Consider the following 354-nt stretch of genomic DNA (forward strand, 5'->3'; position numbering starts at 1 on the left):
AGAAGGGACTGGTACGATTGTTGATACGATTTATGAAAAACGTGTTGGTCATGTGCAGGAGCTTGCAAATCTTGGAGCAAAAATCTCTACTCGTAACAACCATATTGCCTTTGAAGGTCCAAATCAACTGACTGGTACATCTGTTAAAGCTACTGATTTGCGTGCGGGAGCCGCAATGGTTATCGCTGGTTTAATGGCTCAAGGGCGTACAGAAATTACAAACATTGAGTTTATTCTACGTGGTTACTCAAATATTATTGATAAACTGACAGAATTGGGTGCAGATATTCAATTGATTGAGGATTAGAGAGTCTAATTGAGAACTACTTTCTCAAAACGTAATCGATTTAAAAA

Annotated in this window: 1 pseudogene; it reads left to right on the forward strand. The window is 38.1% G+C overall.

Annotated features, from left to right (window positions below):
• Nucleotides 1-307: pseudogene (locus C1G53_RS09815) on the forward strand (UDP-N-acetylglucosamine 1-carboxyvinyltransferase); the annotation flags it as partial.
• Nucleotides 308-354 lie beyond the last annotated feature (47 nt).

Source organism: Streptococcus suis, assembly GCF_002960445.1.
GTDB classification, from domain to species: Bacteria; Bacillota; Bacilli; order Lactobacillales; family Streptococcaceae; genus Streptococcus; species Streptococcus hyiners.